Origin of the sequence: Arthrobacter sp. STN4 (assembly GCF_024539665.1) — a bacterium.
Classification (GTDB): Bacteria; Actinomycetota; Actinomycetes; order Actinomycetales; family Micrococcaceae; genus Specibacter.
Genome location: NZ_JAKZGX010000008.1, coordinates 53,600 through 80,096 on the forward strand (window position 1 = coordinate 53,600; position 26,497 = coordinate 80,096).

Annotated in this window: 29 protein-coding genes, 6 tRNA genes and 2 riboswitches; of the genes, 10 read left to right on the plus strand and 25 right to left on the minus strand. The window is 68.3% G+C overall.

The features are described from left to right. From trpA to hisI, 7 genes are all read right to left on the minus strand, one after another. Nucleotides 1-858, minus strand: a complete 858-nt coding sequence (gene trpA / locus MMF96_RS08165) for a tryptophan synthase subunit alpha (RefSeq protein WP_256883211.1) — start codon at nt 856-858, stop codon at nt 1-3. Beyond that, nucleotides 851-2,269, minus strand: coding sequence for a tryptophan synthase subunit beta (gene trpB, locus MMF96_RS08170; RefSeq protein WP_176615735.1), 1,419 nt, complete (start codon nt 2,267-2,269; stop codon nt 851-853). The genes trpA and trpB overlap by 8 nt, the downstream gene beginning before the upstream one ends. Nucleotides 2,270-2,345: 76 nt before the next feature. Further along, nucleotides 2,346-3,182 carry an indole-3-glycerol phosphate synthase TrpC gene (gene trpC, locus MMF96_RS08175; protein ID WP_176615736.1) on the minus strand — a complete coding sequence of 279 codons (837 nt, stop codon included), beginning with the start codon at nt 3,180-3,182 and terminating at the stop codon, nt 2,346-2,348. Between the two features lie 2 nt (nt 3,183-3,184). Next, entirely contained in the window at nt 3,185-3,475 is a 291-nt protein-coding gene (locus tag MMF96_RS08180; RefSeq protein WP_371130838.1) for an HGxxPAAW family protein, read from the minus strand. 89 nt (nt 3,476-3,564) lie between these two features. Beyond that, nucleotides 3,565-4,161, minus strand: coding sequence for a Trp biosynthesis-associated membrane protein (locus tag MMF96_RS08185; protein WP_256883212.1), 597 nt, complete (start codon nt 4,159-4,161; stop codon nt 3,565-3,567). Beyond that, nucleotides 4,158-5,783: an anthranilate synthase component I gene (locus MMF96_RS08190; protein WP_256883213.1), complete on the minus strand. Its 1,626-nt coding sequence runs from the start codon at nt 5,781-5,783 to the stop codon at nt 4,158-4,160. The genes MMF96_RS08185 and MMF96_RS08190 overlap by 4 nt, the downstream gene beginning before the upstream one ends. Before the next feature lie 48 nt (nt 5,784-5,831). Continuing rightward, nucleotides 5,832-6,236, minus strand: coding sequence for a phosphoribosyl-AMP cyclohydrolase (hisI, locus tag MMF96_RS08195; RefSeq protein WP_176615740.1), 405 nt, complete (start codon nt 6,234-6,236; stop codon nt 5,832-5,834). Between the two features lie 135 nt (nt 6,237-6,371). Between hisI and MMF96_RS08200 the strand changes: the two genes are divergently transcribed. Further along, the gene (locus MMF96_RS08200) at nt 6,372-7,016 is read left to right on the plus strand and encodes a TIGR03085 family metal-binding protein (RefSeq protein ID WP_176615842.1); all 645 of its coding nucleotides are present in this window, start codon (nt 6,372-6,374) and stop codon (nt 7,014-7,016) included. A 199-nt stretch (nt 7,017-7,215) separates the two neighbouring features. On the opposite strand, the gene hisF is transcribed toward MMF96_RS08200, so the two are convergent. The 15 genes from hisF to MMF96_RS08275 all read right to left on the minus strand — a co-directional run bounded on the left by hisF (nt 7,216) and on the right by MMF96_RS08275 (nt 19,085). Beyond that, nucleotides 7,216-7,986 carry an imidazole glycerol phosphate synthase subunit HisF gene (hisF, locus tag MMF96_RS08205; RefSeq protein WP_256883214.1) on the minus strand — a complete coding sequence of 257 codons (771 nt, stop codon included), beginning with the start codon at nt 7,984-7,986 and terminating at the stop codon, nt 7,216-7,218. A gap of 11 nt (nt 7,987-7,997) precedes the next feature. Then, nucleotides 7,998-8,843, minus strand: coding sequence for an ATP phosphoribosyltransferase (hisG, locus tag MMF96_RS08210; RefSeq protein ID WP_176615742.1), 846 nt, complete (start codon nt 8,841-8,843; stop codon nt 7,998-8,000). An 85-nt stretch (nt 8,844-8,928) separates the two neighbouring features. Further along, nucleotides 8,929-9,192: a phosphoribosyl-ATP diphosphatase gene (locus MMF96_RS08215; protein WP_176615743.1), complete on the minus strand. Its 264-nt coding sequence runs from the start codon at nt 9,190-9,192 to the stop codon at nt 8,929-8,931. A gap of 10 nt (nt 9,193-9,202) precedes the next feature. Next, nucleotides 9,203-9,730, minus strand: coding sequence for a 6,7-dimethyl-8-ribityllumazine synthase (ribH, locus tag MMF96_RS08220; RefSeq protein ID WP_176615744.1), 528 nt, complete (start codon nt 9,728-9,730; stop codon nt 9,203-9,205). After that, entirely contained in the window at nt 9,727-10,404 is a 678-nt protein-coding gene (ribA, locus tag MMF96_RS08225; protein ID WP_256883215.1) for a GTP cyclohydrolase II, read from the minus strand. Before ribA ends, ribH begins: the two co-directional genes overlap by 4 nt. Then, nucleotides 10,397-11,074: a 3,4-dihydroxy-2-butanone-4-phosphate synthase gene (ribB, locus tag MMF96_RS08230; RefSeq protein ID WP_256883216.1), complete on the minus strand. Its 678-nt coding sequence runs from the start codon at nt 11,072-11,074 to the stop codon at nt 10,397-10,399. Before ribB ends, ribA begins: the two co-directional genes overlap by 8 nt. Beyond that, entirely contained in the window at nt 11,071-11,754 is a 684-nt protein-coding gene (locus tag MMF96_RS08235) for a riboflavin synthase (RefSeq protein WP_256883217.1), read from the minus strand. The genes ribB and MMF96_RS08235 overlap by 4 nt, the downstream gene beginning before the upstream one ends. Further along, a complete protein-coding gene (gene ribD, locus MMF96_RS08240) occupies nt 11,755-12,861 on the minus strand; it encodes a bifunctional diaminohydroxyphosphoribosylaminopyrimidine deaminase/5-amino-6-(5-phosphoribosylamino)uracil reductase RibD (RefSeq protein WP_371130828.1) in 1,107 nt (368 codons plus the stop codon). Further along, nucleotides 12,858-13,616, minus strand: a complete 759-nt coding sequence (gene pnuC / locus MMF96_RS08245) for a nicotinamide riboside transporter PnuC (RefSeq protein WP_176615748.1) — start codon at nt 13,614-13,616, stop codon at nt 12,858-12,860. The genes ribD and pnuC overlap by 4 nt, the downstream gene beginning before the upstream one ends. 103 nt (nt 13,617-13,719) lie before the next feature. Next, nucleotides 13,720-13,864, minus strand: a riboswitch (FMN riboswitch). A 231-nt stretch (nt 13,865-14,095) separates the two neighbouring features. Continuing rightward, nucleotides 14,096-14,773: a ribulose-phosphate 3-epimerase gene (gene rpe, locus MMF96_RS08250; protein ID WP_176615749.1), complete on the minus strand. Its 678-nt coding sequence runs from the start codon at nt 14,771-14,773 to the stop codon at nt 14,096-14,098. 22 nt (nt 14,774-14,795) lie between these two features. After that, entirely contained in the window at nt 14,796-16,367 is a 1,572-nt protein-coding gene (locus MMF96_RS08255) for an RsmB/NOP family class I SAM-dependent RNA methyltransferase (RefSeq protein ID WP_176615750.1), read from the minus strand. After that, nucleotides 16,364-17,284 (minus strand): methionyl-tRNA formyltransferase, encoded by a 921-nt coding sequence (gene fmt / locus MMF96_RS08260; protein ID WP_176615751.1) that lies wholly within the window; start codon nt 17,282-17,284, stop codon nt 16,364-16,366. Before fmt ends, MMF96_RS08255 begins: the two co-directional genes overlap by 4 nt. Beyond that, nucleotides 17,281-17,844, minus strand: coding sequence for a peptide deformylase (def, locus tag MMF96_RS08265; RefSeq protein ID WP_176615752.1), 564 nt, complete (start codon nt 17,842-17,844; stop codon nt 17,281-17,283). The genes fmt and def overlap by 4 nt, the downstream gene beginning before the upstream one ends. Before the next feature lie 161 nt (nt 17,845-18,005). Beyond that, a complete protein-coding gene (locus tag MMF96_RS08270) occupies nt 18,006-18,848 on the minus strand; it encodes a cytochrome (RefSeq protein ID WP_176615753.1) in 843 nt (280 codons plus the stop codon). Nucleotides 18,849-19,010: 162 nt separating this feature from the next. Next, nucleotides 19,011-19,085, minus strand: a tRNA-Val gene (locus tag MMF96_RS08275). A gap of 398 nt (nt 19,086-19,483) precedes the next feature. Between MMF96_RS08275 and MMF96_RS08280 the strand changes: the two genes are divergently transcribed. The 5 genes from MMF96_RS08280 (at nt 19,484) to MMF96_RS08300 (ending at nt 20,034) form a co-directional block, all read left to right on the plus strand. Further along, nucleotides 19,484-19,556: transfer RNA gene (locus tag MMF96_RS08280), tRNA-Gly, on the plus strand. A gap of 23 nt (nt 19,557-19,579) precedes the next feature. Further along, nucleotides 19,580-19,653, plus strand: a tRNA-Cys gene (locus MMF96_RS08285). Nucleotides 19,654-19,700: 47 nt separating this feature from the next. After that, nucleotides 19,701-19,772, plus strand: a tRNA-Val gene (locus tag MMF96_RS08290). Between the two features lie 55 nt (nt 19,773-19,827). Next, a tRNA-Gly gene (locus MMF96_RS08295) sits at nt 19,828-19,900 on the plus strand. Nucleotides 19,901-19,959: 59 nt separating this feature from the next. Further along, nucleotides 19,960-20,034, plus strand: a tRNA-Val gene (locus MMF96_RS08300). 52 nt (nt 20,035-20,086) lie between these two features. Here the strand turns inward: MMF96_RS08300 and MMF96_RS08305 are convergent. Both MMF96_RS08305 and MMF96_RS08310 read right to left on the minus strand, forming a co-directional pair. Continuing rightward, nucleotides 20,087-20,401, minus strand: a complete 315-nt coding sequence (locus MMF96_RS08305; RefSeq protein ID WP_176615797.1) for a multidrug efflux SMR transporter — start codon at nt 20,399-20,401, stop codon at nt 20,087-20,089. Between the two features lie 13 nt (nt 20,402-20,414). Then, nucleotides 20,415-20,476, minus strand: a riboswitch (guanidine-III (ykkC-III) riboswitch). A 24-nt stretch (nt 20,477-20,500) separates the two neighbouring features. Beyond that, nucleotides 20,501-21,013, minus strand: coding sequence for a MarR family winged helix-turn-helix transcriptional regulator (locus MMF96_RS08310; RefSeq protein WP_176615798.1), 513 nt, complete (start codon nt 21,011-21,013; stop codon nt 20,501-20,503). A gap of 89 nt (nt 21,014-21,102) precedes the next feature. Between MMF96_RS08310 and MMF96_RS08315 the strand changes: the two genes are divergently transcribed. Both MMF96_RS08315 and MMF96_RS08320 read left to right on the plus strand, forming a co-directional pair. Continuing rightward, the gene (locus MMF96_RS08315) at nt 21,103-23,292 is read left to right on the plus strand and encodes an MMPL family transporter (RefSeq protein ID WP_256883218.1); all 2,190 of its coding nucleotides are present in this window, start codon (nt 21,103-21,105) and stop codon (nt 23,290-23,292) included. Between the two features lie 72 nt (nt 23,293-23,364). Beyond that, a complete protein-coding gene (locus MMF96_RS08320; protein ID WP_176615800.1) occupies nt 23,365-23,559 on the plus strand; it encodes an antitoxin in 195 nt (64 codons plus the stop codon). A gap of 132 nt (nt 23,560-23,691) precedes the next feature. Here the strand turns inward: MMF96_RS08320 and zapE are convergent, their stop codons facing one another. Beyond that, entirely contained in the window at nt 23,692-24,807 is a 1,116-nt protein-coding gene (zapE, locus tag MMF96_RS08325; RefSeq protein ID WP_176615801.1) for a cell division protein ZapE, read from the minus strand. Between the two features lie 250 nt (nt 24,808-25,057). On the opposite strand from zapE, the gene MMF96_RS08330 reads away from it, so the two are divergent. Continuing rightward, entirely contained in the window at nt 25,058-25,978 is a 921-nt protein-coding gene (locus tag MMF96_RS08330; RefSeq protein WP_176615802.1) for a sulfurtransferase, read from the plus strand. A 50-nt stretch (nt 25,979-26,028) separates the two neighbouring features. Beyond that, complete coding sequence (locus MMF96_RS08335) at nt 26,029-26,487, plus strand: SufE family protein (protein WP_176615803.1); 459 nt, start codon at nt 26,029-26,031, stop codon at nt 26,485-26,487. The last annotated feature ends 10 nt before the right edge of the window (nt 26,488-26,497 follow it).

Below are 26,497 nucleotides of genomic sequence, written 5' to 3' on the forward strand. Positions count from 1 at the left end.
TTATGCTCCCGTGCTGGAAGGTGTGGCGGCGTCTGTGCCGAAGCCGGAGCTGAGTTCCCTGGCCAGCGCGCCCACGGCGGGCACACCGCCGTCGCGCAGGGCCGCCACGAGGGCGGTGCCCACAATGACGCCGTCGGCGTAGGCGGCAATTTCACGCACGTGCTCCGGACGGGACACGCCCAGGCCGACGCAGGCGCGCTCGGCGCCCGCGGCGTGGGCCGCTGCCACCACGGCCTGCGCGGTGCTGGACACCGAGGCGCGGGCACCGGTGACGCCCATGATGGAGACGGCGTACACAAAGCCCCGGGTGGCCTCCACGGTCATGGCCACGCGTTCCGGCGAGGACGAGGGCGCCACGAGGAACACGCGGTCCAGCCCGTACTTGTCCGAGGCGGCAAACCATTCGGCCGCTTCATCCGGAATGAGGTCGGGGGTGATGAGACCGGCCCCGCCGGCCTCGGCGAGCCGGCGTGAGAACTCGTCCACGCCCATGCGCAGCACGGGGTTCCAGTAGGTCATGACCAGCACGGCCGCGTCGGTTTCGGCCGTGACGGCGGCGACGACGTCGAACACGTCCGCGACGCGGAAGCCGTTGGCCAGGGCCTGTGTCGTGGCGGCCTGGATGACCGCTCCGTCCATGACCGGGTCAGAGTAGGGGATGCCGATTTCAATGATGTCGGCGCCGTTGCGGGCCACGGCGATGGCCGCATCTATGGAGGTCTGCTTGTCCGGGTAGCCCGCGGGCAGGTACCCGATCAGGGCCTTGCGTCCGGCCGCCCTGGCGCGTTCGATCGCTGCGGCGGACTTGCTCACCGTGGACCTGGCGTCAACGGCGGCGGGGGCGTTGCTTTCACTCATGGGTGGCATCCTCTGCGTTTTCATCGGCACCGGCGGCCGGTGCGGCACCCTTGGCGCGCCGCGTGGACAAGGTGGTGCCCTTGACGTGTCCGTTTTCATCCAGCAGGCCAAACCACTCCGCGGCCGTTTCCACGTCCTTGTCGCCGCGGCCGGACAGGTTGACGATGATGACGATGTCCGACGGCGTTGCCACGCCTTCCGTCAGCCGCTTGCCGACCTTGATGGCACCGGCCAGGGCGTGCGAGGACTCGATGGCCGGAATGATCCCCTCGGTCTGGCTCAGCAGCCTGAAGGCGTCCATGGCCTCGACGTCGGTGATGGGCTCGTAGGTGACGCGCCCGACGTCGTGCAGGTAGGCGTGCTCGGGGCCGACGCCCGGGTAGTCCAGGCCGGCGGAGATGGAGTGCGACTCAATGGTCTGCCCGTCCTCATCCTGCATGAGGTAGGAGCGGGCGCCGTGTAGCACGCCCGGACGGCCCAGCGTGATGGTGGCTGCGTGGCGGCCGGTGTCGACGCCGTCGCCGCCGGCCTCGAAGCCGTAGATCTTCACCGACGCGTCGTCCAGGAAGCTGTGGAACAGGCCGATGGCGTTGGACCCGCCGCCGATGCAGGCGCACAGGGCGTCCGGGAGGCGGCCGAGCTGTTCGAGGATCTGCTCGCGGGCCTCCGCGCCGATCACCTCGTGGAAGAAGCGCACCATGGCCGGGAACGGGTGGGCGCCGGAGACCGTGCCGAGCACGTAATGGGTGGTGTCGACGTTGGCCACCCAGTCGCGCAGGGCGTCGTTGATGGCGTCCTTGAGGGTCTGGGAGCCGTTGGTCACGGGCACCACCGTGGCGCCGAGCAGTTGCATGCGGGCCACGTTCAGGGCCTGCCGTCGGCAGTCCTCGGCCCCCATGTACACGACGCATTCCAGGCCGAGGAGGGCCGCGGCGGTGGCACTGGCCACCCCGTGCTGGCCGGCCCCGGTCTCGGCGATGATGCGGGTCTTGCCCATGCGCTTGGCGAGCAGCGCCTGGCCGAGCACGTTGTTGATCTTGTGCGAACCGGTGTGGTTGAGGTCTTCGCGCTTGAGGAAGATCCGGGCGCCGCCGGCGTGTTCGCTGAAGCGCTTGGCCTCGGTCAGCAGCGATGGCCGGCCGGAGTAGTTCTTGTTCAGCTCGGCCACTTCGGCCAGGAACTCCGGATCGGCCTTGGCCTTTTCGAAGGTGTCCTCGAGCTCGTCCAGGGCGGCGATGAGTGATTCGGGCATCCAGCGCCCGCCGTAGCTGCCAAAGTAGGGACCCGGCGCATGGCGCAGGGAATGCGCCGGTGCCCCGGCGTCCGGTCCGTGCCCGCCGGCCAGGAACGCCGTTGCGGGATCCTCCATGCCGGCAGGTCCTGATGACGAAGCTGTGGGCTCATGGGCCATCAGTTCCACCGTCCTGTTCGTTGCTCATAGTTTCGAATGGGTCGTTGCTGTTTCCGGGCGGGCGGCGGAACCGGGTTCAGGGCTGGCGCACACCGGCCTGCAGCGCCTTGATGGCGTCCGCGCCGGCCTGCCGGAATTCGGTGATCCGTTCCAGCGGCGTGGCGTCGGTGACGAGCGCCTCCCCCACCAGGACGGCGTTCGCACCGTGCCCGGCATAGTGGCGCACGTCCTGTGCGCCGCGCACGCCGGATTCTGCAATGACCACCGGCCCGGCCGGAATGTTCCCGGCCAGCGCGGCAAAGTTGCCGCGGTCCACCTCAAGGGTTTTCAGGTTGCGGACGTTGATGCCGATGATCCTGGCGTCCACGGCCACGGCGCGTTCAATTTCTTCGGCCGTGTGCGTTTCGACGATCGCGTTCATGCCCAGCTCGTGCGCCAACGCCAGGTAGTTGCGCAGTTCACCGTCCGTCAGCGCTGCCACGATGAGCAGGACCACGTCGGCGCCGTGCGCCCGGGCCTCCCAAATCATGTAGGGGTCGCAGGTGAAGTCCTTGCGCAACACCGGAATGTCCACGGCGGCACGCACGGCGTCGAGGTCGGCCAGGGAGCCGCCAAAGCGGCGCTCCTCGGTCAACACGCTGATCACGGATGCGCCGCCGGCTGCATATGTACCGGCGAGGGCGGCCGGATCGGCAATGCCGGCCAGGGCGCCCTTGGACGGGCTGCGGCGCTTGACCTCGGCGATGACGCGCACCTCGGGGCGCACCGCACTGTCCCCGCCAAGCGCCGCATGGGCGTCCAGGGCGGGGCGTGCCGCGGCGGCACGTGCCTTCAATTCCTCCAGCGGCACAGCCCGCCTGCGGGCGTCAAGGTCTTCCTTGACGCCCGCAATGATGTCCTGCAAAACGGTCACGCTCAGTGGCCGTTGTTCTTCAGCTTGCTGCCGCCCACGCCGTAGCCGGCGGCCTTCATGGCCAGGCCCACGATGAGTCCGACGACGATCACGGCCACGCCGATCCAGAACAGGATCGTGGCGCTTTCGCCAATGAGGAAGGCGATGCATCCGACGATGACGCCCACGAGCATGACGGTGACGCAGGTCCAGGCTGCGGGGCTGTTTCCGTGCCCCAGGTCAATGCTGTGGTCGATGGGCCCCTCGGTGCTGACCGTTGCGGACGTGGTGGCCGACTTGTTGCTCATGGTAATTCTCCCTTTGCTGCGGATACTGCAATACATTCTGCCATTAGAAGCTGGTGGAAGCCGAAACGCGGCCACGCCGTGGACGACTGCCCGGCCTAGGCCGTGGGATCATCGCCCCGGCTGAGCCTGTCCCAGCTGTCCACCTCGTCAATCGGGGCGCCCGGGGCGGGCTGGGCACCCGGGGCGGCAGCGGCGTCGTACCTGGAGCGCACGGTCCAGCCGCGGCCCGCCCACAGGATGAGCACGGCGGCCAGGGCGAGCACGGCGGCGGCAATCACGGCAGCTACGGGGAACCAGGTGGTGGCGGCATTGCTGGCCACCCCAACCACCCCGGTGGCCTTGCCCACCTCGGCCATGGCGGCCGCGGAGGGGTCCGCCAGCACACCCAGGACGACGACGATGATCCCCGCCGCGGCCAGCAGGACGATGACGCCGGTGATGATCCGCGCCACCCGGCCGGCGATGGTCGCCGCCAAGGCACCGGCCAGGGCCACGAGGGCCAGCGCGGAGACGGCGACGGCAGCCTTGCTGCCCGGGATGTTCAGGTCCGACTGCTGGACCGCGCCCTGGGCGATGGAGACGTGGAGCCAGGTCTGGGTGGTGGTGCCGAAGACGGCCAGCGCCGCCAGGATGGCCAGCATGACCAGTGTGGACTTGCGCTTCCAGGCGGGCACGGACGATGTGGCACTCATGACAGCCTCCCGGCCCTGGCAGCGTTGGGTTCGGTGGCATCGTGCGCCGGGGCGTCCCCGGGACCGGCCCCGGCGTCTGCGACGGGATCTTCCCGCAGGGCCCGCAGCGAGGCGGCGGCATGAACGGCACGCAGCGGCGCCGCGGCCTTGTTCACGGTTTCCTGGGCCTCGGTTTCGTTGACGGAATCGGCCACGATGCCGCCGCCGGCCTGCACGTACGCCTTGCCGCCCAGCAGCAGGGCGGAGCGGATGGCGATGGCCATGTCCATGTCGCCGGCAAAGTCCAGGTAGCCCACCACGCCGCCGTAAATGCCGCGGCGGTGCGGCTCAAGCTCGTCGAGCAGGCGCAGGGCGCGCGGCTTGGGCGCACCGGACAGCGTCCCTGCCGGGAAGGTGGCGGCCAGCACATCATAGGCGGTCTTGTCCGCGGCCAGGGTGCCCACCACGGTGGAGACCAGGTGCATGATGTGGCTGAAGCGCTCCACTTCCATGAACTGGGTGACGTCCACCGTGCCGGGTTCGCAGACCTTGGAGAGGTCGTTGCGGGAAAGGTCCACGAGCATGAGGTGCTCCGAGCGTTCCTTGGCATCGGCGAGGAGGTCCCTGGCGAGGAATTTGTCCTCCTCCACCGAACCGCCCCGGGGCCGTGATCCTGCGATCGGGTGCGTGATGACCTCGCTCCCGCTCACGCTCACCAGTGCTTCCGGCGACGAGCCGACGATGGAGTACGGCGTGCCGTGGGCATCCTGAAAGCTGTATAGGTACATGTACGGGCTGGGGTTGGTGTTGCGCAGCACGCGGTACACGTCCAGTGCCGAGGCCTTGCACTCCATTTCAAAGCGGCGCGAAATCACCACCTGGAAGACCTCGCCGTCCACAATGGCTTCCTTGCCCCGGTCCACCGCCTTCAGGTATTCGTTGCGTTCCCAGCGCTCCCGGACGCTCTCGGCGAAAGGGGCTCCGGAGACATCCATGACGGACATCGGCTGGGCCACAGGGGTGCGCAGCTGGTCCACCATGCGCCGCACGCGCGCCACGGCGTCGTGCCAGGCGGCGTCGACGTTTTCGTCCGTGCCGTTGACGTTGATCGCGTTGGCGATCAGCAGCACCGTGCCTTCGGCGTTGTCGTGCACGGCCATGTCGGAAATGAGGTTCAGGGCAAGCTCGGGCAGGTGGAGGTCGTCTTCCGGCGGCGAGGGAAGCCTTTCCCAGTGCCGCACCGATTCCCAGCCCACGAAGCCCACGAGTCCCGACGTGAACGGCGGCAGCCCTTCGAAGCGCTCGGTGGCCAGCAGCTTCAGGGTGGCCGCCACGGCCTCCACGGGGTTTCCTTCCAGGGGCACGCCCACGGGCGGCTCGCCCTGCCAGTGGGCGCCGCCGTCGTCCGTGGTCAGGGTGGCACCGGACTTCACCCCGATGAACGAATAGCGGGACCAGACGCCGCCGGCCGCCGCCGACTCCATCAGGAAGGTGCCCGGGGCCTCCGCGGCCAGGGTGCGGTACAGGCCGATCGGGGTCTGCGCGTCCGCCAGCACCTTGAGGTGGACGGGAACCACCCTGCGGGTCCGGGCGAGTTCACGGAATTCCGCGAGCGTGGGGCTGATGACACCAAGATCTTGCATGAAGTGAATGTACTTTCGTATCAGGCGGGCTGATGGACGGTGGCGCCGTTATCCGCGGCTGCCGACGGTTGCGGCCAGCTCCCGGCCCTCAAAGCAGGTCCGGGTGCCGGTGTGGCAGGCGGCCCCCACCTGGTCCACGGTGACGAGCAGCGCGTCGCCGTCGCAGTCGATGGCCACGGCCTTGACGTATTGGAAGTGGCCGGAGGTGTCCCCCTTGCGCCAGTACTCGCCGCGGGAGCGCGACCAGAACGTCACCCGGCCGGAGGTCAGCGTGCGGCGCAGGGCTTCATCGTCCATCCAGCCAAGCATGAGCACCTCGTGCGTGTCGAACTGCTGGACGACGGCGGCCACCAGGCCGGCGCCGTCACGTTTGAGCAGCGCCGACACCTCCTCCGGGAGGGCTTCCATGGACGGCGTGGCGGGGACGGTCTGGGGTTCTGGCAGGTGCGGCATCAAGGCCAATTCTAGTGCCACAAAAGTTTTCCTGCGGGCCCGGCCGCCGCCCGGGGCCGGCACATTGCAAAAGTGGTGCCGGTTACGGCGGTTCCAGGTGCCGTTGAGGGCGAATACATGCTAATTTCACAAGTGATGCAATACGTAGAGCCATCCCGTGAAGTCCTTGCCGAGACCCTGCTGGCCGCCGGTCCGGGAGCGCCTACACTCTGTGCCGGATGGCGGACCCAGGAATTGGCCGCCCACCTGTTCCTTCGCGAGCACAGCGCCAAGGTGGGCGTGGGGCTGGTGATCAAGCCATGGAACAAGGTTTCCGAGAAGGCGACGGCCAAGCTGGCCGAGGCTTCCTCCACGCCCACGGCCTACGCCGCCCTGGTGGAAAGGTTCCGCAGCGGCCCCCCGAAGCTGTCCCCGTTTGCCCTGCACGCGGTTGACCGCAGCGCCAACCTCGTCGAATTCTTCGTCCACACGGAGGACATCCGCCGGGCCACCGACCGCTGGGCCCCGCGCGCCCTGGACGCCGGCTACTCCGAGGACCTGTGGACCGAACTCGTCAAGCGCGCGGCCATCCTGTACCGCAGCGTGGACCTCGGCGTGGTGCTGGTCAATCCCGACGGCCCCCGCCACGTGGCCAAGCGCGCCCCGGTGTCCGTCGCGATCATTGGCGAACCCGGCGAGCTGCTGATGCACGCCAACGGCCGCACCGGCCAGGCCCTGGTGTCCTTCGAGGGCCAGGCCGACGCAGTGGCGCTCCTGCGCACGGCCCCCGTAGGACTCTAGCCCCCACCCCCACCGACGCTCGGTTGCAACCGGGGCGTTTTCCACCGACGCTCCCGCGCAAACGGGGGTTAAAACCCAAACGCTCCCGCAGCGTTCGCAGGCATGTGCGCGGCGGCTGCGGGGGCGTCGGGAAAAACACCCCCATTCGCGCGGGAGCGTTGCCCAAAAGACCCCCGGTTGCAACCGAGGGTCTGTGGGGTCAGCGGACTTCGTAGCCGGCTTCGCGGATGGCCCTTTTCACGTCGGCGATCGCGTTGTCCGGGCCGAAGTGGAAGATCGAGGCTGCGAGCACGGCGTTGGCGCCTGCCGCGACGGCCGGCGGGAAGTGTTCCGGTGCGCCGGCGCCGCCGGAGGCGATGATCGGCACGTGCACGGCGGCGCGGACCAGGCGGATGAGCTCGAGGTCAAAGCCTTCCTTGGTGCCGTCGGCGTCAATCGAGTTGAGCAGGATTTCCCCGACGCCGCGGTCGGCGGCCTCCCTGGCCCAGTCGATCGCGTCAATGCCGGTGCCCTTGCGCCCGCCGTGCGTGGTCACCTCAAAGCCCGACGGCGTGTGCCCGTCGCGGGTGCGGCGCGCGTCGACGCTGAGCACCAGGACCTGGGAGCCGAATCGCCGGGTGATCTCGTCAATCACCTGCGGACGGGCGATCGCCGCGGTGTTGATGGAGGCCTTGTCCGCCCCGCAGCGCAGGAGCTTGTCGACGTCGGCGACCTCGCGCACTCCCCCGCCCACGGTGAGCGGAATGAAGACCTGCTCGGCGGTGCGGGACACCACGTCAAAGGTGGTGTCCCGGTTGCCGGAGGATGCCGTGACGTCCAGGAACGTCAGCTCGTCGGCGCCGGCGCGGTCGTAGCGCTGGGCCAGCTCAACGGGGTCGCCGGCGTCGCGCAGGTTCTGGAACTTCACGCCCTTGACCACGCGGCCGGCGTCCACGTCCAGGCACGGGATGACGCGGATGGCAACACTCATGGCGGTTCCCCTTAGATGCGGCAGGCGTGGATGCTGCTGACGAGGATGGCGCGGGCGCCCAGGTCGTACAGCTCGTCCATGACCCGGTTCGTGTCCTTGGTGGGCACCATGGACCGCACCGCCACCCAGTCGGAGTCGCGCAGCGGGGACACGGTCGGCGATTCGAGGCCGGGGGTCAGCGCCGTGGCCTTTTCCATCAGTGCCTTGGGCACGTCGTAGTCCAGGAGCACGTACTGGCGCGCCACGAGGACGCTGTGCAGGCGGCGGATCAGCACCTCGACGCCGGGGGGCGGGGTGACGCCGCGGCGCCCGATCAGCAGGGCCTCGGAGTTGAGGATCGGTTCGCCGAAGATCTCCATGCCGGCAGCCTTGAGCGTGCTGCCGGTTTCCACGACGTCGGCGATGGCGTCCGCCACGCCCAGGCGCACCGAGGATTCCACGGCGCCGTCGAGCCGGACCACCTTGGCCTTGATGCCCAGCTCGGCCAGGTATTCGCGCAGCAGGCCGTCGTAGCTGGTGGCCAGGCGCTTGCCGTCAAGCTCCGCGGCCGTGGTGAACTGCCCCACCGGACCGGCAAAGCGGAAGGTGGACACGGCGAACCCCAGCGGCAGCAGTTCGTCGGCCTCCACCTGTGCGTCCAGCAAAAGGTCGCGGCCGGTGATGCCGACGTCGAGCGTGCCGGCGCCCACGTACACCGCAATGTCGCGGGGGCGCAGGAAGAAGAATTCAACGTTGTTCTCCGGGTCCACCATGACCAGCTCGCGGCTGTCGCGGCGTTGGCGGTAGCCGGCTTCGGCCAGCATGGCGGAGGCGGATTCGGACAGGGCGCCCTTGTTGGGCACGGCAACTCTCAGCATGGGAAACGTCTTTCAGGTCGGAACGGCAAGGATCGGCGCCGGCACCCGGCGCACGTTCAGGGGTTTGGCAAGCCACGGCGTGTGGCTAGAGATGCTTGTAAACGTCCTGAAGCGTCAGGCCCTTGGCGATCATCATGACCTGAAGGTGGTAGAACAGCTGGGAAATCTCCTCCGCGCAGGCCTCATCCGATTCATATTCGGCGGCCATCCACACCTCGGCGGCTTCCTCAACCACTTTCTTGCCGATACCGTGGATGCCCGACTCCAGTTCGGCCACGGTACGGGAGCCGGCGGGCCGGGCTGCGGCTTTCTCACTCAGCTCGTCAAAAAGGGATTCGAAGGTCTTCACGGTCTCCAGCCTACTGGGTCGGGGAAATGGAATCGGACAACTGTGAGGTCATCTGGCCCACTTCGGCGAGGGTCAGGGCGGTGGCGAGGGCCGCCGTCACGGCCTCATGGCCCTTGTCCTCCATGGAGCCCGGCAGGCCGGCGCGGTCCAGGGCCTGCTGTTCGGTGTCGCAGGTCAGGACGCCGAAGCCGACGGGCTTTCCGGTGCGGACGCTGACATCGGTCAGGCCCATCGTGGCCGCCTGGCACACATAGTCAAAGTGGGGGGTGCCGCCGCGGATCACCACGCCCAGGGCGACGACGGCGTCGTAGGCCGGGGCCAGGCGCGCTGCGGCAACGGGCAGTTCAAAGCTGCCGGGGACCCGGATGAGGGTGGGCTCGGCGATGCCGGCGTCGGCGGCGCCGCGCAGGGCCCCTGCCACCAGGCCGTCCATGATTTCGGTGTGCCAGCTGGCGGCAACGATGGCCAGTTTCAGGTGGGCTGCCTGCGACTTTTCCTGGCCGCTGAATCCGATCGTGGGTGCTCCGTGGCCGCTCATGTGGTGGGTCCTTCCGTGGGTGTGGGTGTGGTGACGTCCAGGGTGTGGTGCATGCGGTCGCGCTTGGTTTCCAGGTAGCGGAGGTTTTCGGCGCGGGCCGGCACGTGGGTGGGGACAATCTCCGTGACATTGATGCCGTGGCGGGAGAGGTCCGCGGATTTCAGCGGATTGTTGCTCAGCAGCCGCAGGCTGGTCAGGCCCAGGGCGTGGAGGATGCCGGCGGCCGCGGCGTAGTCGCGCCCGTCCACGGGCAGGCCCAGCTGTTCGTTGGCTTCCACGGTGTCCGCGCCGGCCTCCTGCAGGCTGTAGGCCCGCATCTTGTTGGCCAGGCCGATCCCGCGGCCCTCGTGGCCGCGCAGGTAGACCAGCGTGCCGCCCTGCCGGTGGATCAGTTCCAGCGCGTAGTCAAGCTGTTCGCCGCAGTCGCAGCGGAACGAACCAAAGACGTCGCCGGTGAGGCATTCGGAGTGCAGCCGGACCAACGGCGCGGCCCCGGACGGTACCGGCTCCACGCCTGGCGCGCTCAGGCTCAGGTGTTCGGCGCCGGTGGCCGAATCCACCCAGGCCTGGGCCTGAAAGGATCCAAAGGGTGTGGGCAATTTCACGACCGGTCCGCCCGTAACAATTGCGTCGGGGGCCACCCCCTCGGGGCGTGCCACGACAGCCTCACTCATGGCGGGTTCCTGCCGCTCCGGCCGTGGCACCGGCCGTGGCCGGGGCGTTGAGGTGCGCCACGAGGTCGGCGATGGAAATCAGCACGAGGGAGTTAGCGTCGGCAAAGTCCCGCAGGCCCTCGAGCCTGACCATTTGCCCGGCGTCGTCCACCACCTCTGCAATGACGGCCACCGGTTCGCAGCCGGCCAGCTTGCACAGTTCAACGGAGGCTTCGGTATGGCCGGGCCGCTGGCGCACTCCGCCGGGCACGGCGCGCAGGGGGAACATGTGGCCGGGGCGGGTGACGGCGTCGGGCCCGGAGGCCGGGGCGGCCAGGACATTGGCGGTGAGCGATCTGTCGGTGGCACTGATGCCGGTGCTGACACCGACGGCGGCGTCGCAGCTGACGGTGTACGCCGTGCCCTTGGCGTCCTGGTTGTGCGCCACCATGGGCGGCAGCGCCAGGGCGTCCGCCCGGACGTCTTCCATGGGGACGCAGATGACGCCGGAGCTGTGCCTGATGGTCCAGCCCATCAGGGCGGGGGTGCTGTGCTGGGCGGCGAAGATGATGTCGCCCTCGTTTTCGCGGTTCTCGTCGTCCACGACCAGCACGGCCTGGCCGTTGGCGATGGCTTCGACGGCTGCGGCAACGGGGTCCAGCAGCGTGGCCGGGTTGGTCAGGGCGCTCATTGCCGTGCCCCTTCGGTGTCCGAATCGGTGGCCACATGGGCGGCGGTGCCGGTGGCGGGGACCGCGAACTGGAGCAGACGTTCGGCGTATTTGGCCAGCACGTCAACCTCGAGGTTCACCTGCCCGCCCACCTCCTTGCCGCCCAGGCCGGTGTTGGCGAGTGTGACCGGGATCAGCCCCACCTCAAACCACTGCTGCGGCTCCTGTGGCAGGCTCACTGCGGTCACGGTGAGCGAGACGCCGTCGACGGCGATGGAGCCCTTTTCGGCGATGTAGCGCGACAGGGCGGTGGGCACCGAGAAGCGCAGCCGGTCCCAGTTGCCCTGGTTTTCGCGTTCCAGGAGGGCGCCCACGCCGTCCACGTGGCCCTGGACCACGTGCCCGTCCAGGCGTCCGCCGGCCGGCACGCAGCGTTCGAGGTTGACCGTGCCGCCCGCGGCCAGGGAACCGGTGGTGGTGCGCTGCAGTGTTTCGCCCATGACGTCGACCTCCACCGTGGCGCCGTCGATGCGCACGGCCGTCAGGCACACGCCGTTGACCGCGATGGATCCGCCCAGGGGCAGGCCGGCGGCGGTGTTGCCGGCGGCACCGGTGTCCAAGACCAGAGTGGCGCTGTCCGAATCCTGGTGGTTCTCGAGTCGGACCACGGTGCCGCGGCCCTCAATGATTCCGGTGAACATTTAGTGCAGTCCTTCTTCAGTGGTGGTTTCCGGCACCCTTGCCGGCATGAGTGTGAGTTTCAGGTCCGGGCCGAGCCGCTCGACCGGGCCGGAGGTGGTGGCGTCCCATTCCCATTGCTGGGCCTGCGCCAGGGTGCCGATGCCGAGGTCGTTCAGCGCCGGGATGCCGGAGCCCAGGAGTGTGGGCGCCAGGTAGACGACGAGTTCGTCCACCAGCCCGGCAGCCAGGAACGCGGCGCTGATCTTGGACCCGCCCTCGACCATGAGGTGGTCCACGCCGCGGTCGTGCAGGACGCGTACGACGTCGGCCGGATCGTGGGTGCGCAGCTGCAGGAAGCCGGGGGCGCTCCGCTGCCGCACCGCCGCGTCTTCGGGGATCTCACGCATCCCCATGACGACGCGCAACGGCTGGTGCCCGGCGTCGCCGTCGTCGGCGTCCCGGGCCGTCAGGCGCGGGTTGTCCACAAAAATGGTTTCGGTGCCGACCACGATGGCATCGACGCGCGCCCGCAGCTTGTGCGAGTCCAGCCGGGATTCCGGCGAGGTGATCCACTGGCTGGTGCCGTCGGCCGCCGCGATCCTGCTGTCCAGGGTCTGGGCCAGCCGGGCCGTGACAAAGGGCCGCCCGGCCTTCACCGCTGCGAACCATTGCCGGTTCAGCTCCCGGGCCGCTTCCGCCATGAGGCCGGAGCGGACGTTGATGCCTTCGCGGCGGAGCCTGTCCGCGCCGCCTGCGGCCGGGGAGTGCGGATCGTCCACGGCATAGACCACGTTGCCGATGCCGGCGTCAATGATGGCCTGGGAACAGGCCGGCGTGCGGCCCTGGTGGTTGCAGGGTTCCAGCGTGACCACCATGGTGGCGGCGGACAGTTCCCGCCGCGTGCCGCGCAGTGAGTTGATGGCGTCCGCCTCGGCGTGGGGCGTGCCGGCGCCCAGGTGCCTGCCAATGGCCAGGACCGTGCCGTCGGCATCAATGATGACGGCGCCCACCAGCGGGTTGGCACCGCGCACACCCTGCCGTGCCACGGCCAGGGCCGTCTCCATGGCGACGACGACGGGGTTGCTGAAGGATTCTGGATCAAGGTGGCGCTCTGCCCTGGGAGTCACTTCCCGGCCTCATTTCTGCCCATGGCGCTCATGCCCGCGCCCACCGCGGTGGGGCGGCCCGGGACTGTTGTTGTGGAGGGGGCGGCGTGCCCGGCCCGGCGGCCTACACGCCACCAGACAAAGAAGCCGGCCAGGGTGAACGCCCCGTAGAAGATGTACATGAAGGCCGAGGCATAGTAGCCGGCACTGAACAGCAGCGGCACGCCCACAATGTCAACGGCCACCCAGATGAGCCAGAATTCCACCCACCCCTTGGCCATGCCGTAGGTGGCCAGCAGGGAGCCCATGAAGATCCAGGCATCAGCCCACACGGGTTCGTAGGAACCCAGGGCCCGGAACACCGGGGTCAGGACGGCGGTGCCCAGCACCATGGCCGCGGCCAGGGACCAGCGCGTCCGGCCCCCGGCCCAGCGGGGGGCGACGGCGGCACCCGGGGCGGAGCCGTCGTCGTTCTTCGGCGCCCGTGTGGCCCGCCAGCGCTGCCAGCCGTACACGGAGACGGCGATGAACACGATTTGGCGCCCGGCCTGGCCCAGCAGGTTCGCGTAGACCGGCGAGCCGAAGACGGAACCCATGAAGACCGTGAAGAGGAGTGCGTTGCCGATGATGCCGACCGGCCAGGCCCAGGTTTTGCGGCGCATGCCGCCGAGGGCGCTGGCGAGCCCGAAAAGATTGCCCATGACTTCACGCCACAGGAGGAATCCGCCGCCGGCGAATTCAAGCTTGGCGTCAAAGAGCCATCGCAGAAAGTCCACTGTTACCTCCCTTTCGAACCGCGATGGCTCCGGGGGTAACGTACAGTTTCGGTCCGGCACAGGCTGCCGCGGGCTGCGGCACCTGGCGCGAAGGCCAAAAGTGTTCGTGCTTCTCCCATCCAGACTTTAACTGTCGGTACTGGAATTTCACCAGATCAGCCGTGCGCCGCCTGCTGTTTCCAGCCTGCTGCGCTCGGGTCGCGGACTATAACCGCCGGTTCGGAATTACACCGACCCCGGAGCACGTTGATGTTGCTATGTTTTTGGCAATGCTAAATGCTTGGTTCCAATTGCTAAAAGCCCTTGGCACTGTTTGGCGCCCGCTGTGGCGGGCGCCTACTTCATTATGGCACTTTTGCCCCTGTCGCCAAATTGGCCGGACATTGTTACCATATTTGTCCCAACGCACGCCGGGCCGCCGGCATTCCCAGCCAACCAAATTCCCGGCCAACCAAATTTCTGCCTAGCTGAATTCCCGCCTAGCCGAAGGCGAGCCGGCCCTTCGCGCGCAGCGAGTCGATGGCCTCCGCGGGCGACGGCCTGCCGTACACGGCCGAGCCCGCCACAAAGACGTTGGCCCCGGCCTCGGCGGCACGCGTGATGGTTTCCTCCGTGATGCCCCCGTCGACCTGGATGGCAACATCCACCCCGGCCCCGTCAATGGCGGCCCGGGCACGCCGGATCTTGGGCAGCATCACATCCAGGAACGCCTGCCCGCCGAAGCCCGGCTCCACCGTCATCACCAGCAGCATGTCCAGCTCCGGAAGCAGGTCCAGGTACGGCTCCACCGGGGTGGCCGGGCGCAACGCCATGCCCGCCCTGGCCCCGCGGGCGCGCAGTTCCCGGGCAAGCTTCACCGGCGCGTCGGAGGCCTCCACATGGAAGGTCACGGACGCGAGCCCGGCGTCGGCGAACTTCGGCGCCCAGCGGTCCACCTCGGAAATCATCAGGTGCGCATCCAGCGGGACCGGGCTGACCTGTTGGATCCGTTCCACCACCGGCAGCCCGATGGTCAGGTTCGGCACGAAGTGGTTGTCCATGACATCCACGTGCACGGCGTCGGCGTTGGCGATGCGGGCCAGCTCGGCCTCGAGGTTGACGAAATCCGCCGAGAGGATGCTGGGGTTGATGCAGCACCGGGGCGTGGTGGAGGGCATGATGCCTGCCTTTCGGGAGGGGTCAGAGCTTGCGGAAGAGGGCGAGGAACATGGCGTCGGTCTGGTGCAGGTGCGGCCACAGCTGGGCCGTCATGCGGCTGACGGGCAGCGGCGACCGCGCGTTCCCGGCGCCAAGGTCCCCGGTCAGGCTGGCGGCATCCAGGGCGGCCCCGGCGTCGAGCAGCTCAAGGTCAGCGCGCCCGTGCAGGGCGTCCTCGACCACGGCAAGTGTCTCCGCCGTGTGCGGCGAGCACGTCACATAGGCCACCACTCCCCCGGGCTTGACGGCGGCCAGCGCCGATCCGAGCAGTTCGCGTTGCAGCGGGCCAAGTTCGGAGACGTCGGAGAGCTTCCGGCGCCAGCGGGATTCGGGCCGGCGGCGCAGGGCGCCCAGCCCGGTGCACGGGGCGTCCACCAGGATCCTGTCGAACGACGCCGGATGGTCCCGTCCCACGTCGCGGCCGTCGCCGGTGCGCACCGTCCAGGTGTCTTCCGGGATGGCGGCCATGGCCTGGCCCACCAGTTTGGCCCGGTGCGGGGCAGGCTCGTTGGCCAGGATCCAGGCACCCTTTTCCGCCGCAAGGGCGGCCAGCAGCGCGGCCTTGCCGCCGGGCCCGGCGCACAGGTCAAGCCAGCGTTCCTCGCCGCCGTCGAGCTCCGATTTCAGCTCCACCCCGGCCAGGGCGCGGGCCACCAGCTGGGAGCCGACGTCCTGGACGCGGACGGTGCCGTCGCGGACGCTGGAGAGCCGGCCCAGGTCGCCGCCGGAGGACAGTGCGGAGCCGGTGACGAGCGGGCCGGGCGTGAACCCGGCGTCGAACGCCTCCGCCAGGCTGCCGATCCCGGGCAGGGCCACCAGGTTGACGACGGGGGCGGCGTTGTCGGCCTCGAGCAGTGCCGTGATTTCGGCGGCGTCGCGGCCGTGGGCCACGAGGGCCTGGCGCAGGGCGCGGACGATCCATTCGGGGTGGGAGTGCTCGACGGCGGCGACCTTGACGTCGTCGCCCAGCCCGTCGGTCAGATCCGCCAGCCATGCCGGCAGGTCCTTGGCGGATACCTTGCGCAGCACGGCGTTGATCAGTCCGGCCGGGCCGGCGCCAATGACGGCGCGTGCCAGGCCGACGGTCTGGTCGAGCGCCGCATGCGCCGGGACCCGCATGGCAAGCAGCTGGTGGACGCCGATGCGCAGCGCGTCCAGGACGGCCGGGTCCAGCTCCGCCAGCGGGCGGTCCACGCAGCGGGCCAGGATGGCGTCGTAGGTGCCCTGGGCGCGCAGTGCGCCGTAGGCGAGTTCGGTGGCAAACCCAGCGTCGCGGCGGTCCAGGTGGTGGTTGCGGATCCGGGCCGGCAGCACCAGGTTGGCGTAGGCATCGTCGCCGGAGACGGCCCGGAGCACCTCGAAGGCGACCAGCCGGGCGGGGTCCGCGGCGCGGGTGCGCTGCGACGGGGCCGATTCCGTGCGGTTGCGCCCCGTGCGCCGGTTGCGTTCACGCCCGGCGTCGTCGCGGCGCCGCACCCCGGCGTGGCCGCCCGGGCGCCCCTGGTCCCGGGGGTGTCCGGACCGGCCTGCCGGACCGCCTTGTTCGCTGGTCATTCAAACACCACGTCTTCCTTGTTCGCCAGGCCGCGGGCCCAGTCATTTGCCTTCATCATCTTCTTGCCGCCCGGCTGCACCATGGCCAGTTCCACCGCATGTGAGCCCGTCCCCACCAGCACCGCCTTGGCGTCCACCTGCAGCTGCCCCGGGGCCAGCTGCGTGACGTCCGGACGCTGCGTGACGGGGCCGAGCTTGAAGCGCTGGCCCTGCAGCGTGGTCCAGGCCCCGGGCTCGGCGGTGACGCCGCGGACCCTGCGGTCGATGGCCAGGGCAGGGTCGTGCCAGTTCACGTGGCCGTCCTCCAGCCCCAGTTTGGGGGCGAGGGAGACCTCCCCCCGCTGCGGCACGGCGGTCAGCCTCCCGGCAGCCAGCCCGTCGATGGTCTGTGCCAGGAGTGCCGCGCCGCTGTGCGAGAGGCGCTCCAGCAGTGCCGCACTGGTGTCCGTGGAGCGGATGGGTTCGGTCATGGTCCCGTACACGTCCCCCGTGTCCAGGCCCTTCTCCAGCAAAAAGGTGGAAGCGCCAATGAGCTCATCGCCGTGGATGACGGCGTGCTGGACGGGGGCGGCGCCGCGCCAGGCCGGCAGCAGGGAAAAGTGCAGGTTGATCCAGCCGTGCGCCGGGATGGCCAGGGCCGATTCCGGCACCAGGGCCCCGTAGGCGACGATGGCGGCCACGTCGGGGCGGGCGGCCGCGATGGCTTCCCGGGCGGCGGCGTCGACCTTGTCCGCCTTGATGACAGGCAGGCCCAGTTCGGCGGCGCGGGCGGCGACGGGCGACGGCGTGAGCACCCGTTTGCGTCCCAGCGGCGCGTCCGGGCGGGTCAGGACCGCGACGACCTGGTGCCCGGCGGCACGCAACGCCTCCAGCGACGGCAGGGCGACGGCGGGGGTGCCGGCAAAGAGGACCCTCATCCGGCGGCGCCTGCGCCGAACGCGGAGCCGACCGTGCGGGCACGCTTGGTGAGTGTCTCCGCCGTGACGTTGTGGTAGTTCGCCGTGCGGATGGCACGCAGGGCGGTTTTGCGGTCCTCGCCCTCGAGCCGGTCCACATAGAGTTTCCCGTCCAGGTGGTCGGTCTCGTGCTGGAAGCACTTGGCCAGCAGGCCGGTGGCTTCCATGTCCAGCGGCCCGCCGTTTTTATCCACACCGGTGATCCGCACCCACCGGTGGCGTCGGACGCTGAAGCCCAGGCCCGGAACCGACAGGCAGCCTTCGGGCTCGTCGGGGGCGAAATCGTCGCTGGCGGCAATGACGGGGTTGATGACATGCCCCTCGGCACCGTCCACCGAATACGTGAAGATGCGCTTGCTGATGCCGACCTGGGGCGCGGCGAGCCCGGCGCCGCGGACGTCCGCCATGGTCTCGGCCATGTCCTCGATCAGCTTGGCCAGTTCGGGGCCAAACTCGGTCACTTCTTCGGCAGGGGTGCGCAGGACGGGGTCGCCGATGATGCGAATGCTCAAAATGGCCATGGTGGGGACCTCACTTTGGTGTCGGTGCGTGCCTGTTCGGGCCGCGGGAGCGCCCAGGCATCCAGTCTAGTTGGCCGTTCCGGCCACCCATGATTCCGCCAGCAGGACAGGCCGGCAGTGCCCGGGCCGCGATCCTGCCGGCTGAGCCCTGCCCGCAGGGCTCAGCCGGCAGGAGCTGCGATGGGCAGCAGCGGCGCTCCGGCCTGGGCGGCCTCGAGCGAGGTCTGCCAGACGCGGCGCAGGGAGGCGAACTTGAACCAGTGCTGTTTGAGCACGGCCGGATTGGCACGCAGGGTGCGGACCTCGGTCTCGCCGATGGCCACCCCCAGCAGGACGGGGTCCGTCCCGTATTTCCAGGCCTCCCAGGTGCCGGCGGATTCGTCCACTATGGATTCCTCGGCCTTCATGCCCGCCACGAGCTGCATGACCACCTTGGCGTCCAGGCCCTTGACCTGGCCATTGCGGTCGGTGCCCTTCGTCTTGTAGTCGATGATGCACAGCTTGCCGCCGATGGTGGCCACCAGGTCCAGCGTGCCGGCATAGCCAAGCGTTTCATTCCATACGGTGATTTCCGGCGCCAGCGGCTGGACCTTGTACTCATCCCACCAGGCGTCGAAACGCACGGCAAAGTTTTCCTCACCCTTGTCCGCCAGTGCGGCGCGCGCCTCCGGCATTTGGTGGGGCCGGCCCAGGGCGCGCAACGCGACCTGTTCGCAGTAGTGGTGGACCCGGTCCCCGCGGGAGGCGGCAGCATCCCGGTACTGTTCGGCGGCGTTGGAGCTGTCCCGCACCACGGTGCGCAGGCGGCCCGGATTGCCCACGGCGTCGCCCAGGTCGGGGTGCCTGGCCACGGCATTGGCCGCCATGTAACCGATCCAGCCGTCCAGGCTCGCCGCCTGCTGGCCGATCACCGTGGTGATCGATGGAACCTTGGGCGGTTCCGACAGGGAACGGGCGTACATGCGCCCAAGGTCGGTGGTGTGTGCCAATGCTGGTGCCGTCATGGTTCCACTATTTCACTACCCGCCGACACTTTGCAGGCCGCCAACGCCCGGCTGTGGATAAGACGGGGCCGGCGGATAACGCCGGGTCGGCGCAGGGAAGGGCCACGGCAACGAAAAAGCCCCTCTGACCAGTGTTTGTGCTGGTCAGAGGGGCTTTTGTGTTGGTGGGCGATACTGGGTTCGAACCAGTGACCTCTTCGGTGTGAACGAAGCGCGCTACCACTGCGCCAATCGCCCAAGTCGGACCGAGTGGACCGTTGTCCGCTTCCGCGGTGTTCCTTGGTGCGTTCAAAACAATAGCCCAAACCCGCGCGAGTGCATAATCGGGTCCGCCACCCCCCGGCACGGGCCGCCTCCAGCCAGGCAGTGTGACCACGCACACAGCACGTATTTTCGCCCGAGCCTCCCAAAAACGGGTCAAACCACCCCAAATGGGCCCCCGAATCACACGCCTGTAATTCACGGCGGACGGGCAACTTCCGCGCGATTGCTGCGATCCAGGGCCGTCACCCGTCCGAGCCCCGAACGCCGCAGCGCGCCGATTTGGCGTTTGGGAAAAAGCTCAGGTAATGTTTTCACCGCAGCAACACGGACTGCCGAAGCGGAGACGCCACAGGCCAGGAAGAAACGCTGATGTGGTCGTAGCTCAGTTGGTAGAGCACCACCTTGCCAAGGTGGATGTCGCGAGTTCGAATCTCGTCGACCACTCGCAGGACACCGTACGTACTCACGGTGGGGTGGCCGAGAGGCGAGGCAACGGCCTGCAAAGCCGTGTACACGGGTTCGAATCCCGTTCCCACCTCCATTTGGCTGATCCAAGGTATTTTGCTGTATAGTTCAGCGGGATGCATTGGGCGATTGGCGCAGCGGTAGCGCGCTTCCCTGACACGGAAGAGGTCACTGGTTCGATCCCAGTATCGCCCACGAATGAACGTCACGCGTTCATTTGGCTGAAGCAATGCTTCGGCAAGCAGTAAATGTGGTCGTAGCTCAGTTGGTAGAGCACCACCTTGCCAAGGTGGATGTCGCGAGTTCGAATCTCGTCGACCACTCGGAGAAGAAACTGCCGGAACCTCAAAGGTTCCGGCAGTTTTTCCAATCCGGCCCCCTGGGGCGATTGGCGCAGCGGTAGCGCGCTTCCCTGACACGGAAGAGGTCACTGGTTCGATCCCAGTATCGCCCACCACCAGCAACGTACGACGGCGACGCAAGCCTTGCGTCGCCGTCGTACGTTTAAGCTAGTGCGCCAGCTTCAGCCCCACGATGCAGCACACGAGTCCCAGAAGCAACAGGACCTTCAGCAGCGACACCGATTCGGTGCCGGTCGCCATGGCGTAGGCGACCGTCAGGGCCGCGCCAATGCCCACCCACACCGCATAGGACGTGCCGACGGGCAGTGTCCGCATGGCCCAGGCCAGGCCCCCCATGCTGGCCGCGAGGGCCGCAACGAAAATGATGCTCGGCAGCGGCTTGCTGAAACCCTCGCTCCTGCCCAGGGCAGTGGCCCACACGGCTTCAAGCGTTCCGGAGACAATCAAGACAATCCAGGCCATGGCACAATCCTCCCAAACGCCGTCTTGTCGCTGGCCGGGTACGGCGCACCTCGTCCGGGTGCCTGATGGCCCTGCCATTGTGGCACACCGGCACCGGCTTCAGGGCACCGTACCGTCCCGGCCGGCCCCGTGCGCCGCTCCCCCGGCAGGTGCAGCCACAGCGTCCCCGGCCGCTTCGGTGGCGGCCGTCATCTCATGCAGGAACCGCGTCAGCAGTTCCACCTCGCCCGGGGTGTACTTCCCCAGTGCCCCGCGCATGACGGCGGCCAGCGGGCCGAACATGGCGCGCCCCACCTCCCCGGCATGGTCCGTCATGGCCAGGTCCACCTGGCGGCGGTCCGTGCGGCTCCGCTGGCGCGTCACATGGCCCGAGCGTTCCAGCCTGTCCACCAGTGCCGTCGTGGCCGGCGAGCTCAGGTTAAGGGCCGCCCCGAGCTTCCCCGGTGTCAGCGGCTTCTCCCCCACACCCGGGCGCACAAGATACCCCAGCGCATTCAGGTCAGTGCGGTGCAGGCCGTAGAGGGCGGCAACCCGCTCCACATAGCGGTCTGATTCGAGAGAAAACTCCCGCATTGCAGTCAGGAGTTCTCCGTAGGGGTCGGTCGACATCATGGAATCAATACTCCGCCTTTCCTTACTACTTTGCTGAATTTTGTCTCTTCATGAACAAATATCTCCATCGTGGAAGTAATATGGGGGCCATGAACAGTTTCATGAGGACTTCAAGGAAATGGGTGCGGCCGGCGCTGCCGGCCCTGCTGATCCTGCTGTGGCTGGCAGCGGCCGGGGTGGGTGGGCCGACGTTCGGAAAAATCTCCCAGGTGTCCAGCAACGACCAGGCCGCCTTCCTGCCCGCCAGCGCCGAATCCACCGCGGTCCAGGAATGGCAGCACCGGTTTGTGGACAGCAGCACCGTGCCGGCCGTGGTGCTGGTCACCGCGAAAAGCAGGCCCACGGACGGCGAACTGGAGGTCCTGGCAGCCCTCCCCCGCACGATGGGCGCCGTCGCCGGTGTCCCCCAGGGCGCAGCGGGTGCAACAACCGGCATCGCCGGGCCCATCCCGTCCCAGGACGGTCTTGCCGTCGAATACATTGTCCCGGTGGCGGACGCCGGGGACCTGAAGACGGTCGTGGACGGGCTGCGCAAGGTCCTGGCCGCGAATGTCCCGGACGGCATGAGCTACTACGTCACGGGGCCGGCGGGGCTCGGCGCGGACCTGGTGGGCGCGTTCGCCGGGATCGACGGCGTGCTTCTGCTGGTGGCCCTGCTCGTCGTCTTTGTGATCCTGCTGCTGGTCTACCGCTCCGTGGTCCTGCCGGTCCTGGTGCTCTTCACCTCCGTCGCGGCCCTGTGTGCGGCCATTGTGGTGGTGTATTACATGGCCCGCTGGGGTTGGATCAAGCTCAGCGGGCAGAGCCAGGGTATCCTGTCCATCCTCGTCATCGGGGCAGCCACGGATTATTCGCTGCTGCTGGTGGCCCGCTTTCGGGAAGCCCTGCACCACGTGGAGTCGGCCCGGGCTGCCCTGGGCCGTGCCCTCCGCGGGGCGTGGGAGCCGATCACCGCCTCCGCCACCACCGTGATCCTCGCCCTGCTCTGCCTGTTGTTTTCCGAGCTGAATTCCAACCGCAGCCTGGGCCCCATCGCCGCGATCGGCATCTTCTTCTCCCTTGTGGCCGCCCTGACCTGCCTGCCCGCCCTGCTGGCCGTCTTTGGCCGGGCCGCCTTTTGGCCGTTCCGGCCCAGGCTGGACACGGCGACCGCCCACAGCATTGCGCCGGGCATCCCCGGCGTCCCCGGTCCGGGCGACGCCACTGCGGGCCGGGGCCTTGACGGAGTCACCGGGCTGTGGCGGCGCATCAGCCTCGTCATTGCACGCCGGCCCCGCGTGACGTGGGTTCTTTCGCTTGCCCTGCTGGTGGTTGCCAGCGGCGGCATCCTCCAGCTGCAGGCCCACGGTGTGTCGCAGACCCAGGTCATCCTGGGCCCGAGCAACGCGGTGGACGGGCAGGCCGCACTGGCGCAGCACTTCAACGCCGGCAGCGGAAGCCCCGTGGTGGTCATTGCGGACCAGGCCAAGGCGGCCCAGGTGGTTTCCGCCGTCGAAAGCTCGGGGGGCATTGCCGACGCCGCGGTCTACACGGGAAATTCGCGTCCCGGTCCGGATTCCGTCCCGGTGGCCAGGGACGGCCGGGTGATGGTCAACGCCACGCTGAAGGACCAGGCGGACTCCGATGCCGCCGAACGTGTGGTGGTGGCCCTGCGGCGGGACCTGCCCGCCGTCGACGCAGGCGTGCTGGTGGGCGGGGTGTCCGCCATTGCCCTGGACACCAACGTCACGGCACAACACGACCTGGCCACGATCATTCCCCTGGTCCTGGCCGTCATCCTGGTGGTCCTCATGGTGCTGCTGCGCTCCATCCTGGCCCCGCTGGTGCTGATCGGCTCGGTGGTCCTGTCCTACACCGCGACCATGGGCGTATCCGCCGTGGTCTTCAACCACATCTTTGGTTTTCCCGGGGCCGACGCCACCGTCCCGCTGTTTGGCTTTGTGTTCCTGGTGGCCCTGGGCGTTGACTACAACATCTTCCTCATGACGCGGGTCCGGGAGGAGGCCCAGCTCCTCGGAACCCGTGCCGGCGTGTTGCGCGGGCTCGGCAAGACCGGCGGCGTAATCACCTCGGCCGGCGTGGTGCTGGCCGCCACCTTCGCCGCGCTGGGCGTCATTCCGCTGCTGTTCCTGGCCCAGCTGGCCTTCATCGTCGCCTTTGGCGTGCTGCTGGACACCACCCTTGTCCGTTCGCTGCTGGTCCCCGCACTCTCCTATGACCTTGGCGCCCGTATTTGGTGGCCGGGGGCCGCCGGGAAACGCCACGGCAAAAGTGTTTGACACCACGGCCGGCGGCATTAGTCTTGAGGAAGTTGGGGCGGCAATGGCCCCGTGAGTGAAGGGAGGTGCCTTGTGTCTGTATTTGACAACATCAAGGGCAAGGCAGAAGAACTGATCGGCAGCCATGGCGACCAGGTCAAGGACGGCATCGAGAAGGCCGGCGACTTCGTCGACGAAAAGACCGATGGCAGGTTCCAGGACCAGGTTGACGGCCTGCAGCAGGCGGGTTCGGACTACGTGGACGGGCAAGCCCAAAACGGTCAGTAACACCGACCCTTCGCCCCTGAATTGGCGTCAAAGGAGGCGCCGGTCCCGTCGAGAGACGGCACCGGCGCCTTTCGCTTTTTTGGCCGCGGGCTGCTCGCTGGCGCGTGGAGCCGCTGCGTTGGGCGCCCGCTCCTATGCGCCCTGGCGTGCCGGCTGCGGCACAGCCCCGGATTCGCTGTCGGCAGCGCCGGCCGTACCGGCATCGCCGGCAGCCGGCGCCTCCTGGGCCTCGCGGGCAAGGGCGGTCAGCCTGGACACGGCCCGGAAGTACTTTTTCTGGTAGCCGCCGGCCATCATTTCCGGCGTGAACAGGGTGTCCAGGGGTGCTCCGCTGCCCAGGATCGGCACGTCCTTGTCATACAGGCGGTCGGCGAGGACCACGAAGCGCAGGGCCACCGACTGCTCGGTAATGGTGTGCACATTGCGCCAGACGACGGCGTCGATCCCGTCGATCAGCTGCCGGTAACGGGACGGGTGGACGCCGGCCAGGTGCTCCACGAGCGTGCCGAAGTCATCCACGGCCACGGTCTTGCCGGCAAACTCCCGGCGCATGGTGGTGTCAAGGTCGCTGTTGGGCAGCGGCTCCGGCGGGGTGGGCAGGCCGCGGTGGCGGAAGTCCTCACCGTCAATGTGCAGGATCTCGAACTGGTCCGCCAGCACCTGGATCTCGCGCTGGAAGTCAACCGCAGCGAAACGGCCGTCACCCAGGGAACCGGGCAGGGTGTTGGACGTGGCCGTCAGCTTGACACCGGCGTCGGCCAGTTCACGCATAAGCCGGGACATCAGCACGGTGTCACCGGGATCGTCCAGTTCAAATTCGTCGATGCACACCAGCTTGTAGCTGCTCAGCGCCTCCACTGTCTTGCGGAAGGACAGGGCACCGACCAGGTTGGTGTACTCCACGAAGGTGCCGATGGCCTTGGGGCCGTCCACCTGGTGCCACAAGGAGGAGAGCAGGTGCGTCTTGCCGACGCCAAAACCGCCGTCGAGGTAGATTCCGGCGCGCGACTCGGCCTTCCTGGACTTGCCGCCGAAGAGCCTGCGGAGCCCGCCGGCCGGCTTGGCGGCCACCTGGGAGCCGAAGCCCTCCAGCACGCGCACCGCCTCGGCCTGTGAGGGCTGCGACGGATCCGGGCGGTAGCTGGCGAAGGAAACTTCGCCAAAGCGTGGCGAGGGAACAAATCCCTTCAGCAGTTCCTCCACCGACACGGCCGGCCGGCGGGTGGAAAGTTGCTCAACGTGTACCAAGGGTTGATCCGTTCATCGCAGGAATTCTATGCATGCTTCAGGGCCCCGGCGGGGGCCCCTTCAAGAATACCCACTCCGATATTGCGCCACGTTAACTTCAGGGACTAATCCCCGGATCCCCGTGGTTACTGTAAAAAGGAAGTCCGGCCGCTTTTTTGGAAGCTGCAGCCGGTAAATACCGCCCCGCCCCATGGATGGCACCGGAAATTCCCGGTACCGCCCGGTGCGGGCCGTCTAGGGAAGGGGCACCATGCCCGTTGCAGTTGAAAAAAATGAGAAGTTTGCCAGCTACGCCCACCCGGAGCGCCTGGTTTCCACCGAATGGCTGGCCAAGGCCCTGGCCGACGGCGCCACGAAGGACGGCAGCCTGGTCGTCGTCGAATCCGATGAAGACGTGCTCCTGTACGAGACCGGCCACATCCCCGGCTCGGTCAAGGTCGACTGGCACACCGACCTGAACGACGACGTGGCCCGCGACTACATCGACGGCGCGGCGTTTGCCAGGCTGGCCGCGGCCAAGGGCATCTCCCGCGACACCACCGTGGTGGTGTACGGCGACAAGTCCAACTGGTGGGCCGCCTACGCACTGTGGGTCTTCACCCTGTTCGGCCACCAGGACGTCCGCCTCCTCGACGGCGGCCGTGACAAGTGGATTGCCGAGGGCCGCGAATTGACCACCGAGCGCACGGCCGTCACCCCGGCCGCCGGCTACCCCGTCGTGGAGCGCAATGACGCCCCCATCCGTGCCTACAAGGAAGACGTGCTAGCACACCTGGGCAAGCCGCTGATCGACGTCCGCTCCCCCGAGGAGTACTCGGGCGAGCGCACCCACATGGCCGCCTACCCCCAGGAAGGCACCCTGCGCGGCGGGCACATCCCCACCGCCGCCTCCATCCCCTGGGGCCGCGCCGCGGACACCGACGGCACCTACCGCAGCCGCGAGGAGCTTGAGGCCCTGTACCTGGGCGAAGCGGGCCTGAAGGCCGGCGACGACGTGGTGGCCTACTGCCGCATCGGCGAGCGTTCCAGCCACACCTGGTTCGCGCTGAAGTACCTGCTGGGCTTCGAGACCGTCCGCAACTACGACGGCTCCTGGACCGAGTGGGGCAACAGCGTCCGTGTCCCGATCACCAAGGGCACCGAGCGCGGCGAACTGCCCTCGGCGAACTAGCCTGCGTCCCGGTTGTCCCTTCCAGCGGAAAGAAACGTACGCTTTAGTTGATGACTACTTCACAAGCCCTCCCGCAGGCGCTGGCCGAGATCGTGAACGACTTCCAGGAACTTGAGGAAAGCGACCGCCTGACGCTCCTCCTGGAATTCTCCCGGTCCCTGCCGGCCCTGCCGGAACGCCTAACGTCCCACCCCGAACTGCTCGAACAGGTGGTGGAATGCCAGTCGCCGCTGTTCCTGACCGTCGAGGCAGAAAAGACCGACCACGGCGACGTGGTGCGGCTGTTCTTCCAGGCCCCTCCGGAGGCTCCCACCACGCGTGGTTTCGCCTCCGTCCTTTTCGAAGGGCTGGACGGGCTGACGGCGGAGGAAATCCTGGCCGTGCCGGACGACATGCCCGAACAGCTGGGCCTCACGCGCGCCATTTCGCCGCTGCGCATGCGCGGCATGTCCGCCATGCTGGGCCGGGTCAAGCGCAAGATTGCCGGCGGACTGCGCCCGGCAGCCTGACGGCCGCACC

What these genes read in the sequence shown, in the direction of transcription:
- fmt (WP_176615751.1), bottom strand. Translation starts at nt 17,284, where the DNA reads ATGAGGGTCCTCTTTGCCGGCACCCCCGCCGTCGCCCTGCCGTCGCTG.
- MMF96_RS08315 (WP_256883218.1), top strand. Translation starts at nt 21,103, where the DNA reads ATGAACAGTTTCATGAGGACTTCAAGGAAATGGGTGCGGCCGGCGCTG.
- MMF96_RS08235 (WP_256883217.1), bottom strand. Translation starts at nt 11,754, where the DNA reads ATGTTCACCGGAATCATTGAGGGCCGCGGCACCGTGGTCCGACTCGAG.
- hisI (WP_176615740.1), bottom strand. Translation starts at nt 6,236, where the DNA reads ATGCCGCACCTGCCAGAACCCCAGACCGTCCCCGCCACGCCGTCCATG.
- MMF96_RS08255 (WP_176615750.1), bottom strand. Translation starts at nt 16,367, where the DNA reads ATGACCAGCGAACAAGGCGGTCCGGCAGGCCGGTCCGGACACCCCCGG.
- ribB (WP_256883216.1), bottom strand. Translation starts at nt 11,074, where the DNA reads ATGAGCGCCCTGACCAACCCGGCCACGCTGCTGGACCCCGTTGCCGCA.
- MMF96_RS08330 (WP_176615802.1), top strand. Translation starts at nt 25,058, where the DNA reads ATGCCCGTTGCAGTTGAAAAAAATGAGAAGTTTGCCAGCTACGCCCAC.
- rpe (WP_176615749.1), bottom strand. Translation starts at nt 14,773, where the DNA reads ATGCCCTCCACCACGCCCCGGTGCTGCATCAACCCCAGCATCCTCTCG.
- def (WP_176615752.1), bottom strand. Translation starts at nt 17,844, where the DNA reads ATGGCCATTTTGAGCATTCGCATCATCGGCGACCCCGTCCTGCGCACC.
- MMF96_RS08190 (WP_256883213.1), bottom strand. Translation starts at nt 5,783, where the DNA reads ATGCAAGATCTTGGTGTCATCAGCCCCACGCTCGCGGAATTCCGTGAA.
- MMF96_RS08335 (WP_176615803.1), top strand. Translation starts at nt 26,029, where the DNA reads ATGACTACTTCACAAGCCCTCCCGCAGGCGCTGGCCGAGATCGTGAAC.
- trpA (WP_256883211.1), bottom strand. Translation starts at nt 858, where the DNA reads ATGAGTGAAAGCAACGCCCCCGCCGCCGTTGACGCCAGGTCCACGGTG.
- trpB (WP_176615735.1), bottom strand. Translation starts at nt 2,269, where the DNA reads ATGGCCCATGAGCCCACAGCTTCGTCATCAGGACCTGCCGGCATGGAG.
- hisG (WP_176615742.1), bottom strand. Translation starts at nt 8,843, where the DNA reads ATGCTGAGAGTTGCCGTGCCCAACAAGGGCGCCCTGTCCGAATCCGCC.
- ribH (WP_176615744.1), bottom strand. Translation starts at nt 9,730, where the DNA reads ATGAGCGGCCACGGAGCACCCACGATCGGATTCAGCGGCCAGGAAAAG.
- MMF96_RS08185 (WP_256883212.1), bottom strand. Translation starts at nt 4,161, where the DNA reads ATGAGTGCCACATCGTCCGTGCCCGCCTGGAAGCGCAAGTCCACACTG.
- ribA (WP_256883215.1), bottom strand. Translation starts at nt 10,404, where the DNA reads ATGAGTGAGGCTGTCGTGGCACGCCCCGAGGGGGTGGCCCCCGACGCA.
- MMF96_RS08310 (WP_176615798.1), bottom strand. Translation starts at nt 21,013, where the DNA reads ATGATGTCGACCGACCCCTACGGAGAACTCCTGACTGCAATGCGGGAG.
- MMF96_RS08200 (WP_176615842.1), top strand. Translation starts at nt 6,372, where the DNA reads ATGCAATACGTAGAGCCATCCCGTGAAGTCCTTGCCGAGACCCTGCTG.
- MMF96_RS08305 (WP_176615797.1), bottom strand. Translation starts at nt 20,401, where the DNA reads ATGGCCTGGATTGTCTTGATTGTCTCCGGAACGCTTGAAGCCGTGTGG.
- MMF96_RS08270 (WP_176615753.1), bottom strand. Translation starts at nt 18,848, where the DNA reads ATGACGGCACCAGCATTGGCACACACCACCGACCTTGGGCGCATGTAC.
- hisF (WP_256883214.1), bottom strand. Translation starts at nt 7,986, where the DNA reads ATGAGTGTTGCCATCCGCGTCATCCCGTGCCTGGACGTGGACGCCGGC.